Origin of the sequence: Nostoc mirabile CHAB5784 (assembly GCF_020829645.1) — a bacterium.
Classification (GTDB): Bacteria; Cyanobacteriota; Cyanobacteriia; order Cyanobacteriales; family Nostocaceae; genus Nostoc; species Nostoc mirabile.
Map to the genome: position 1 here is coordinate 1 of NZ_JAIVFS010000176.1, position 9,763 is coordinate 9,763.

The following is a 9,763-nucleotide window of genomic DNA, read 5'->3' on the forward strand; positions in this document are numbered from 1 at the left end:
ATTACGCTCTCAACTGAAAAAACACCATAAAGCCAGAATTGAACAATATCGATTTCGCAGAGATCCCAAGGGTTACTTGGCTAATTTAGAGAGTCGTCTTCTCTAGTAAGTTTTACCACACTAGGTTGAATCCACTACTACATGAACAGCCTTGTCCTTTGGGACTACTGGCAGTTCTACCGATAACTTGCTTAAACGTCTCGATAGGGTAGAGTGATCTGGCACTGCTAGTTCAATTCCCATGAGCATGAATAGCGATTCCAAAAACCCCTCGGCTTGTCGTCCTGGTAAATGAAACACCGATTGAATCGTTCCCATAGTGGCGATCGCCGTATCAGAGTAATAATTCGATGCTCCCTTTCTCCCAGTTTTCTGCTGGTTGCGCCACTGCTCGATTATCTCTTCATTTACCCAGAAGGTGATACTGCCTCGTTGCTTTAGAGAAGCATCATAAGCGTTCCAATTCCGAACTTTATACTGGGCTTTCGTCTTCATCGTTGAGCTAGGCAGCAAGAGAATATAGGCGACAGGTAAAATTTACCATTTTGCCTATTCACGCAACAACGCCGTTTTAGTGTATTCACTATGCAAGCAAAGAAGCGCTATGTTTGCGGTAAATTGCTCAAACATTGTATTTTTCATAGTTCACTAATTTTTCTCTGATATAGAAATAGAAGCTTGGCGTTGCAATAGATTTACTAACCAAATGTGGAATTGATATGTCACGACCTTTGATTTCACAATTTTCACGTTGTGATAAGTGGAAAAACCCTTGGCAAGCCATTGATGCTTATCGTTTGGTTAAAGATCAAATACCATCTGTCCAATTAGCTCTCGTGGGTGCAATAGAAGCTTTAGATGATACAAGATCTCCAGAAATTGTAGCTGAACTCCGAAACTATGCAGAAGGCGATCCAGATATACATTTAGGCGTTGCTGAATCATGGGATGATTTAGCCCAATTTGGAATGAATTTTTAAGGGTTTCAAACGCCAATTCATCCCGCACTTATGCAACGCCAGTTTTTCTAACACAACTATTCAAGGGAAGGTAGGAAATGTCTAATAGTAAAAGATTGACAGATAAACAGGTGCAGATAACAGTACCAAGATATGCCAGGCTGGCGGTAGCGGCAATGTTTTTCGTTCAAGGTTCCGTGTTTGCTAACTGGGTTGCACGCATTCCAACTATTCAAAATAAACTTGGGTTGAGTAATGGCGCACTCGGAGTTGCACTACTAGGTATGTCGATCGGTGCCGTAGTGTTTATGCCTATAACGGGGGGGGTGATTGCTCGTGTGGGTAGCCGCCCAATCACAAAAATAGCGGCGATAGCCTACTGTATGGCACTACCTTTACAAGCGTTAGCTCCGAACCTGGTACTATTGACAGTGGCTTTGGCGGTGTTTGGTGCCTTTAATGGAGCAATGCTTGTGGCAATGAACACACAAGGTTTTGCTGTTGAGCAACGCTACCATCGACCAATCATGTCGTCATTTCATGGTATACTTAGTAGCGGTTGCATGGTGGGTGCAATTAGCGGCGGAGTAATGGCTTCTTTAGGGGTTACTCCCGTTGTACACTTTATTTTTACTGCATTATTTCTGGGAATGGTTGTGGTTTTTGCATCACATTGGCTGCTACCATCAAGTTTCGACAGCGCCACTCAGAAACCAATGTTTGTTCTACCAACGCGATCACTTATTTTTTTAGGGGTAGTGGCGTTTTGCGTTTTGCTGGGAGAAGGGGCAATGGCTGACTGGAGCGCTATCTATCTCCAAAAAGTGCTTAAGACTGAACCCGGAATAGCTGCTGCTGGATATGCAGTGTTCTCACTAGCTATGGCTGTATGTCGCTTAACTGGAGATCGGCTGATTCAATATCTGGGTTCTGTATGGATGATACGCCTTGGTGGTATTATAGCAGCTGTTGGGCTAGGGATATCTTTAGTAACTGCCCAACCTATTGTTGCGATTATTGGTTTTGCCTGTGTTGGTGTAGGCTTTTCCTCCATTGTTCCGATTACATTCAGCGCTGCTGGCCATACTCCGGGCATGACCCCTAGTCTTGCTATCGCAGCAGTGACAACCGCTGGCTACTTTGGATTTCTATTAGGTCCACCCCTCATTGGATTCACTGCTGATTTGCTCACCCTTCGTGCTGCCTTAGGTATTGTTGTTATTCTAAGCGTAATCATCGCCGTACTTGCCCCAAAAGTCAGCAGCCCAAACTCTAAGAGGGTGTTTATAAATAAAAAATAAAGACCAACATAGTAATTCCCCCAGGACAGGTATTTTAAAAGAGACAGTCATAGTATTTGAATCGGGTGAAATGGCTCGAAAACCTTATCCTACAGACGTTTATGATGTGGAATGGAATTTAATAAAATCAATGATTCCAGCAGAACGTCAGCGAAAACGTGGAAAAAAGCGTGAAGTAGACATGCGGGAGGTAGTAAATGCGATCTTTTACATATTGCGTGCAGGTTGCTCGTGGCGAATGATGCCTCACGATTTACCTGCTTGTCTTACGGTATATTCATATTTCCGTCGCTGGGAGCGTAAAGGGGTATGGGAAAAAATTCATACAGTGTTGCGATCGCAATTGCGTCAGGTGGAAGGAAGAGATATAGAGCCATCGGCAGGAATTATCGACTCACAAACAGTTAAAACGACTGAGAAAGGAGGGGTCAAGGGTTACGATGCCGGAAAAAAGATTAATGGTCGCAAACGCCATATCCTTGTTGATACGATGGGTTTAATTTTGATGGTTGTCGTACATACAGCTTCAATTCAAGATCGTGACGGTGCAAAGCTTGTATTCGACAAAATTGACCACTTGTTCCCTAAACTACATTTGATTTGGGCAGATGCCGGATATGCTGGCTCGTTAGTCAATTGGGTTCGATATTTCATTGGTTGTGGACTCGAAATTATTAAACGTTGCGAGCGCACAGACGGGTTTAAAGTCTTACCTCGACGTTGGGTAGTAGAGCGTACGCTTGCGTGGCTTGGTCGCTATCGTCGTCTCAGTAAGGATTACGAATATTATCCTCAAACAAGTGAAACGATGATATATGCGGCTATGACGAATCTTATGTTACGTAGATTAGCCCGCAATCGTCGTTGCTCTACTGCTTAATATTTATTTTATAAACACCCTCTAAGAAATAAGGATTAATCTACGAAAATGGCAATGAACTCCATACGCAATATAATTTTTGACCTTGGCGGTGTTCTGTATGCTATAGACTTCGAGCGTACAGCTACTACGTTCAATGCCCTGGCTGTCTAATCGGTGTTGTTTGCAGGTAAGCTGAAAAAACATCTAGCAGCAGCCAGTCCTCAGTGATCGAAAAAAATCCTCGCCATCGCCCAAAAAGACATTTCCCGGATGCCAAACGAATAATTGTGAAATGTGAGCTAAATTCGTGTATACATTGCGACACCACATTAGTTAGTCTTCCATCTTGGCATATGAGTATAAAACTCAACGTCGTAGATTAGCGTTGGCCCAAGCCCCTCGCCAACGCAAACGTCGCCTTCATCATGATCCAACTCGCCAACGCAAACGTCGCCTTCATCATGATCCAATTAGCGTCATACAAGATTTAGTTAATCAACATACCGAACTTCTTACTGTGCTTGAGTCTCAAGCTCTGAAATACCAATTAGATAGCTAGGGGTACTACCCCCAGGAAAACCTATGGTTAACGGCTCGAAAGCAAACTTCCTTGCAACCGAGCCGAACCGAAAAAGTCACAATATTCTGGAGAAAAGAATCATGGTGTTAGTTAAGGATATTACCGATTGCGAAATCAGCCCAGTTCATTGAAAGCCTCTGATATATCAACCAGACTATTGTCATAGCTTGAAACAACTTTCAACTAGGCAATAACAGTTCATCTTTGCAACACAGTCAGGCAAAGTTAATAAACTAAGGCTGTTCTAAAAAAACTTGGGACTAGGTTACAGCCCTAAACCCAGATAACTGTTCAAAATTGAGGTTTTACTTATGCATTTACTTTACCTCATTCAGCAGGCTTCATCGCCTCTGATGATAATTGCCCTGTTGAATGTCTTACTCAGTTGGTTAATCCTCCGAATAGCGCAGGACTTTTACCACTGGTTAGCTCATGCCAACCTTCGTGGCTTAAAGTGGCTTCACGATTGGCACATAACTTGGCATCATCGCACCTACTTGAAGGAGTACGAACTACGTGTCTCTTATGAAGAGTTATCTCAAGCACACTGGTACAACGAATTTCCAGAAGCCATATTCATGTTGCTAGCAGTCACGGCACTAATAGCCTTCCTTTGGCTCTTAGATTGTCCCTACTGGTGGGCTGCTGCTTACGGACTGTACCATGCTGGGCGTTTTCATCTTTTGCGAGCCATCCAAATTGGACTTGGTGACATCGACTTATGGTACAAAGTAACGCCCGAACACCAAACAGCGTTCACGGCGAACAAAGATGGTAGCCCATTTTTCAAAGCACCACTCGGTCGCTGGAAAGTGAACGCTTTGTACCATCTTCCCCATCACGACAGAGCCGCAAATGCTTACTTCTGTGCGGCTTATCCCTGGCTCGACTGGGCTTTTATGACTGCCTATGACTTTCAAGGTCTGTCAGTGGCGATCACTTTTACGGAAAAAAATGCTGCTCTAGCTCAGAGCCTACAATCGGCCCTGCCGCTAAGCGAACGGCGAATTCACCTACATCCTATATAAAGCCAACCAACCTGCCCCTATAAGGAGCGTTTCCCTCCTAACTTCAGAGAGAAATAACTGCGATGCAATTATCCAAATCCGATATACAAATTATCATTACGAGTGGGATGAATCCTCAAACAATCGAGCAGCTTGTTTCCCAACACTGCGATTCTGTGAAAACTAATACTGACCTTGCTAATAAGGAGATCTGGTTCATTACTGACAACATCGAAGACTTTTTATTTGCGTTTGAGTTAAATATGAAAACACCAATCAAAACGGTGATCGTCAAACGCATAATTTTTTTCGCTACTCTTACTCCAAACTGGCAAAAGCAGTTAATCAACTACATTAAGCGGGGTCGTCGTATTCTATGTATTGCTGAAAAAGCTTCAGTGCGGCAAACCTTTTGGGTTCTTGTCTGGAAATACATTTTGTATAGAGAATTGGAAAGATTTTGGTCGCAAAGAAAACTATCTGTACTGAAATCAAGTCACAGCAGACATTTGGTTGATTAACGCTCTCCAAACTTAACGCCTTCATAAATTATGTGAATTGTCTCATAACAATTTGCTACTGGGACAGTTCACACTAGCTTCGGCTGTTTTAGGAAAGACTTTATAATTAATAGACAACTGTTAACAACGCATTAATACCAAGTCTAAATGAGTGTGCATAGAACTATAGAATAAAGAACATGGAAGATAAAGACTCATGAGGAAGCAATGGCACGCCCTTTCAATCTAGAAGTTCAAGAAAGTGCTGAGTATTTGTCAAAAAGCCTGAAAAATGCGCGGACAGCATTAGATAAAGAACGTTTACAAATGCTGTGGTGGATAAAAACAGAACAAGTAACGCAGCATCAAGAAGTGAGCCGAAGATTGGGCAGAGATGGGTCAACAATCACACGATGGTTACAAAGGTATCGAAAAGGAGGACTATCTTCTCTTTTAGAGGTAAAAACTGCGCCTGGGGCAACTCCTTTAATACAAGGTGAAATGCTATCACAACTAATATCAAAGTTAGAATCCCCCCAAGGGTTTAGCAGTTATAGGCAAATTGTGGAATGGCTAGAGCAAGAATGGCACGTCCAAGTCAAATACAAGACAGTTTACAGTTTAGTGCGCTACAAACTAGGGGCAAAATTGAAAGTACCTCGACCCATCAGGGGAGCAACGCGATTTTGTGAGGTTGGGTGAAAAAGGTGCGATCGCTAAAACTTGCATTTCTGTATGAGGTAATTTTATTTGCCATCAGAATACGTAATTGCACGAGAAATCATCTTGATGAGATATCTCAAAAAGATTGCTAGTAAATTATTTGACGATTATTTCCAAATATATCTGCAATAATTCTTTAAGACTTAGTATCAATTATGGCAGTAAATAAATTAAATGCCGAATTGAAGTATAAAATTTATCAGGCACTTTGGGGTTTGATAAACGAATTAAAGATAGAGTCAGAAAAATTATCCCAACTTTTAGCTATCCATTGACAACGGAGGTGCAACATAATTTCTGCGTTATCTTGAAGCCAAAACTTACTATTACCTTTCATACGTAAATTAACAACTTGACGAATTAAACTTTCAACAGCACCACTACCAAGAGGAAGTTTTTTAGCTCCAACTTCATTATATTTTAAAAGCCTCCGTCGGTAAGCTTTTAAAATATAATTTCGCTCTCGTAACAAATTTTTAAGGCGCTCTCCGGTTGCCCCCTGAATAAATTCGTCCATCTTTCTGATTAAATTTAGTGTTTGACCTTTTTTTAAAGTTTTTCGCGCCTTTTTAAACCATTGTTGACGCTCATTATTTGTGTTAAATGCAGCATCAGCAAAATCTTGTAAATGTGATGCGGCATGATAAAAATCTAATAATTGATAAGTGTCAGGTGGGCATTTTAACTTTTTTAGTAAAGGTGGAATATGTATCCAAATCCAATCTGCACCGTCTGCAATTAACAACACTTGTTTCGCCTGACTAATCCCTAAATTAACCAAGTACATCTCTAATATCTGTAAAAATCCTTGATATCCTGAATACGTTCCATCATTGGTAATAGGAATTTCTCCACTAATGATTTTTTTACCCTCCTCATTTACTACATAAATTGTTAATAACTTTGGCTCAATCCATTCTCCTGTAAAGCCTAAACGATTAGTCTTTACTTTACGCCTTCCCTTATTGTTAATCCGAATCCGGGTACGACCGCCATCCACAGCTTTTGACTTCACGTTGGTCTTTCAGAACATTATTTGTAGCTAAACTGCCCAAAGCTAAACTTGTTAATTTAGATTGGCGTAAATTTATGCCAATTTTACCAAAGTAATATGTTAGCCGTTCTATGCGTTTTAGGCTGATATTTATGCCCCAATCAATTAATGTTGTTCGCGCTGCCTCAAACGAGCCAGCAATTGCACCATATTGGGCAATAGTCGATAAGACGTTAGGGGTTAACCCTAGCCCTGTCAAGGTGACAAATAACCGGATAATAATGCCATGCGATCGCAAACTAAAAAGTAGCGGAGGAGATGGTGAATGCTGGGAGCAATATTTGAGCGTTTTATAAAAGAGAGTCCAATTAGTGTGATGGTTCGAGGGCTGATGGAAAGAGTATTCGCACCAGAAACAATCAATCGGATATTTGAGGAAAACGCTTCATCCCAGTACACGAGAGAACTACTTTTTTCCAGCATTGTGGAACTAATAAGTTTAGTAGTATGCGGGATTCACCCATCAGTTAGCGCCGCCTATCGCGCAAAAGCCGAAGAAATGAATGTTACTCGCACGGCTGTTTACGACAAATTAAATGGAGTCGAAACTCCAGTTAGTGCGGCGATTTTAAGAGAAACAGCCATCCCACTGGCAAGTTTGATAGAGTTTGTTGGTGGTAAATCACCACAAATATTAAATGGGTACAAAATCAGAATCCTAGATGGGAACTGTCTGGAAAAAACGGACCATCGCCTCGAAATACTGCGAACAATCGCCGCAGGAGCGCTACCAGGAAAGTCATTGGTAGTTCTTGACCCGGAATCAAGATTGGCAATCAACGTGTTTGCTTGTGAAGATGGACACGCCCAAGAACGTTCTATGTTTTCCGAGGTACTCAAAACTGTAAAAGAAGGCGAATTATGGATTGCTGACCGTAACATGTGTACCGTTGGATTTTTGTTTGGCTTGCATCGAAGTGGAGCAAACTTCGTGATTAGAGAACATAAATCAATACCTTGGGAGCCAATCACCTCATTACAAGCAGTTGATAGCGTTGAAACAGGAGATAAATTTATCGCAAACTGTTAGTTTGAGCGATGCAGGGGAATTCTTACGTGTGAGACGAGTTATATTGAAGCTCAAAAAACCAACTCGCAACGCTGAGAATGAAATCGCCATTTTTACAATGCTTCCAACTTCTGCTGTTAGCGCAGCAGTTGTCACGGAACTATACCTTGGACGCCGTAGCGTCGAGAATTTGTTTCAAACCGTGACGGAAAATTACGAGTGCCAAATTCAAACTTTGGGCTATCCAAAAGCTGCATTATTCTCCTTTTGCCTGGCATTAGTAGCTTACAACATTTTGGCAACCGTTCGTGGGGTTTTAGCGAGCGTACATGGTGTCGGAAAAATCGATGCTGGACTTTCTGACTACTACATGGTTGACGAAGTACAAGGTACTTATCGAGGAATGATGATTGCGATCGCTCCGGAGCATTGGAGTGTATTTGCCGATTTTGAACCCGAACAGTTTGCTTCTATTCTCCAAGATTTGGCTTCGAGGGTTCGTTTGAAGTCTTTTCTCAAACATACCCGTGCTCCAAAGAAGAAGAAAGATCCTCCAAAGTATGACCCTCAGCATCCACATGTTTCCACTGCCAAACTTTTAGCGACTGCAAAAAAGTCACCTTGACAGGGCTACCCTTTAACCTTTACCCCAAACCAAATTCTGAGTTCAAAATGCTTATCCGAACCGTATTGGGAGCGCACCCATACTCACTATCCCAAACCGAAATTGGTCTACTTGGTAAATGTTCACACACTTGTTGTAGCTGCCAAGTTGCCTTCTGTATCGGGTTTTCCCAACTGCTAATTCGCTCATGTCTCAAGGGTAACGCCCAACTGCCTAAATCCTCTGGTATCCACGCAATGGTGCTATATCCCTGACCAATAGTAATCGGTTTATTTCCAGGTACTGTGGCGCTGCTGTGTTCAATTGTCCTCTCCTGTAAAGTTACCGCATCCGGGCGCGACCATGCAGTGTGGTCGCCTGCTAACAATGCAATACTGCTCGGTTAAGCATTTTTAAGTCGGAATTGGATTTGGGGAAAAGGTTAAAGGGTAAAGGTTAAAGGTTTTTTCTTTCCCTTTTCCCATTCCCCTTTTCCCCTTAACCGACAAGTATTGGCTAACAATGGACGGCTCTGCGTTGGCATCTGTTTAATGTATAAGTAGAACGAGTAAGAAAAACCAAACTATGTAAAGAAATATGAAATAGGCTTAAACCCTCTTTCCTTCTGCCTCCTGCCTCCTGCCTCCTGCCTTATCCTAACGATAAATATTCACCACGACCTACTTAACTGCATCAATTTTTGTCGCTGTGGTCTCTATCTTGTAATGCCTCGTAGATGCTTGGCCACTTACGTCTAAATATTGGTGATAGCGATAAATCTGCCAAACTGTAGGCGTTACGAGTCAGCAATATTGCATCCGTCAGTTCAAAAGTCACATCATGCGCTCTACCTAAATGCTCATAAGCGGCTTGACGAAATTCTTCTAGTTTGGCAAGTTTCATATTGGCAGGTGAGAGTTGGTGGTTCTTCTCTCATCTACAGGCGTTGGGGGTCTGTGTTAAGCGCAGACTGTCCTTCCAAAAATTTTATACTAACGACACGTACACTCCTTTGTTAACGATCGCCTGCTTTTAGTCTAGTTCGCGGTGCGAAACTCCAAACCTTTATGGCAACAGCTATACATCAAATATAAGCGCACCCATCCAAAACTTAACCTCTTAATTTATAGTACTTTTGAACTAAATATCTCCTCAGAGAAATCA

At 42.0% G+C, this 9,763-nt stretch carries 13 protein-coding genes and 1 pseudogene; 10 read left to right on the plus strand and 4 right to left on the minus strand.

Annotated features, from left to right (window positions below; all coding sequences use genetic code 11):
• Positions 1 to 120: 120 nt before the first annotated feature.
• A complete protein-coding gene (locus tag LC653_RS42480; protein ID WP_229501288.1) occupies positions 121 to 495 on the minus strand; it encodes a transposase in 375 nt (124 codons plus the stop codon).
• Positions 496 to 719: 224 nt separating this feature from the next.
• Between LC653_RS42480 and LC653_RS42485 the strand changes: the two genes are divergently transcribed.
• The 7 genes from LC653_RS42485 (at position 720) to LC653_RS42515 (ending at position 5,911) form a co-directional block, all read left to right on the plus strand.
• The gene (locus LC653_RS42485) at positions 720 to 980 is read left to right on the plus strand and encodes a hypothetical protein (protein ID WP_229501289.1); all 261 of its coding nucleotides are present in this window, start codon (positions 720 to 722) and stop codon (positions 978 to 980) included.
• Positions 981 to 1,057: 77 nt separating this feature from the next.
• Complete coding sequence (locus LC653_RS42490; protein ID WP_229501290.1) at positions 1,058 to 2,260, plus strand: MFS transporter; 1,203 nt, start codon at positions 1,058 to 1,060, stop codon at positions 2,258 to 2,260.
• A gap of 70 nt (positions 2,261 to 2,330) precedes the next feature.
• Positions 2,331 to 3,140 (plus strand): IS5 family transposase, encoded by an 810-nt coding sequence (locus LC653_RS42495; protein ID WP_229501291.1) that lies wholly within the window; start codon positions 2,331 to 2,333, stop codon positions 3,138 to 3,140.
• 328 nt (positions 3,141 to 3,468) lie between these two features.
• The gene (locus LC653_RS42500) at positions 3,469 to 3,681 is read left to right on the plus strand and encodes a hypothetical protein (RefSeq protein ID WP_229501292.1); all 213 of its coding nucleotides are present in this window, start codon (positions 3,469 to 3,471) and stop codon (positions 3,679 to 3,681) included.
• A gap of 332 nt (positions 3,682 to 4,013) precedes the next feature.
• Positions 4,014 to 4,730, plus strand: coding sequence for a hypothetical protein (locus LC653_RS42505; protein ID WP_229501293.1), 717 nt, complete (start codon positions 4,014 to 4,016; stop codon positions 4,728 to 4,730).
• A gap of 62 nt (positions 4,731 to 4,792) precedes the next feature.
• Positions 4,793 to 5,230, plus strand: a complete 438-nt coding sequence (locus LC653_RS42510) for a hypothetical protein (protein ID WP_229501294.1) — start codon at positions 4,793 to 4,795, stop codon at positions 5,228 to 5,230.
• 207 nt (positions 5,231 to 5,437) lie between these two features.
• Positions 5,438 to 5,911, plus strand: a complete 474-nt coding sequence (locus tag LC653_RS42515; protein ID WP_229501295.1) for a helix-turn-helix domain-containing protein — start codon at positions 5,438 to 5,440, stop codon at positions 5,909 to 5,911.
• 220 nt (positions 5,912 to 6,131) lie between these two features.
• On the opposite strand, the pseudogene LC653_RS42520 reads toward LC653_RS42515, so the two are convergent.
• A pseudogene (locus LC653_RS42520) lies at positions 6,132 to 7,176 on the minus strand (ISLre2 family transposase); the annotation flags it as partial.
• Between LC653_RS42520 and LC653_RS42525 the strand changes: the two are divergent.
• Genes LC653_RS42525 through LC653_RS42535 form a run of 3 tightly spaced genes read left to right on the plus strand, consistent with a single transcriptional unit; the run spans position 7,079 to position 8,620 of the window.
• Entirely contained in the window at positions 7,079 to 7,282 is a 204-nt protein-coding gene (locus tag LC653_RS42525; protein WP_229501300.1) for a hypothetical protein, read from the plus strand. The pseudogene LC653_RS42520 and the gene LC653_RS42525 sit on opposite strands and share 98 nt — an antisense overlap.
• Positions 7,252 to 8,016 (plus strand): hypothetical protein, encoded by a 765-nt coding sequence (locus LC653_RS42530; protein ID WP_229501296.1) that lies wholly within the window; start codon positions 7,252 to 7,254, stop codon positions 8,014 to 8,016. Before LC653_RS42525 ends, LC653_RS42530 begins: the two co-directional genes overlap by 31 nt.
• Complete coding sequence (locus tag LC653_RS42535) at positions 7,982 to 8,620, plus strand: hypothetical protein (protein WP_229501297.1); 639 nt, start codon at positions 7,982 to 7,984, stop codon at positions 8,618 to 8,620. The genes LC653_RS42530 and LC653_RS42535 overlap by 35 nt, the downstream gene beginning before the upstream one ends.
• A gap of 19 nt (positions 8,621 to 8,639) precedes the next feature.
• Here LC653_RS42535 and LC653_RS42540 read toward each other — a convergent pair whose 3' ends face one another.
• Both LC653_RS42540 and LC653_RS42545 read right to left on the minus strand, forming a co-directional pair.
• The gene (locus tag LC653_RS42540) at positions 8,640 to 8,987 is read right to left on the minus strand and encodes a hypothetical protein (RefSeq protein ID WP_229501298.1); all 348 of its coding nucleotides are present in this window, start codon (positions 8,985 to 8,987) and stop codon (positions 8,640 to 8,642) included.
• 305 nt (positions 8,988 to 9,292) lie between these two features.
• Positions 9,293 to 9,502: a hypothetical protein gene (locus tag LC653_RS42545; protein WP_229501299.1), complete on the minus strand. Its 210-nt coding sequence runs from the start codon at positions 9,500 to 9,502 to the stop codon at positions 9,293 to 9,295.
• Positions 9,503 to 9,763: the final 261 nt, after the last annotated feature.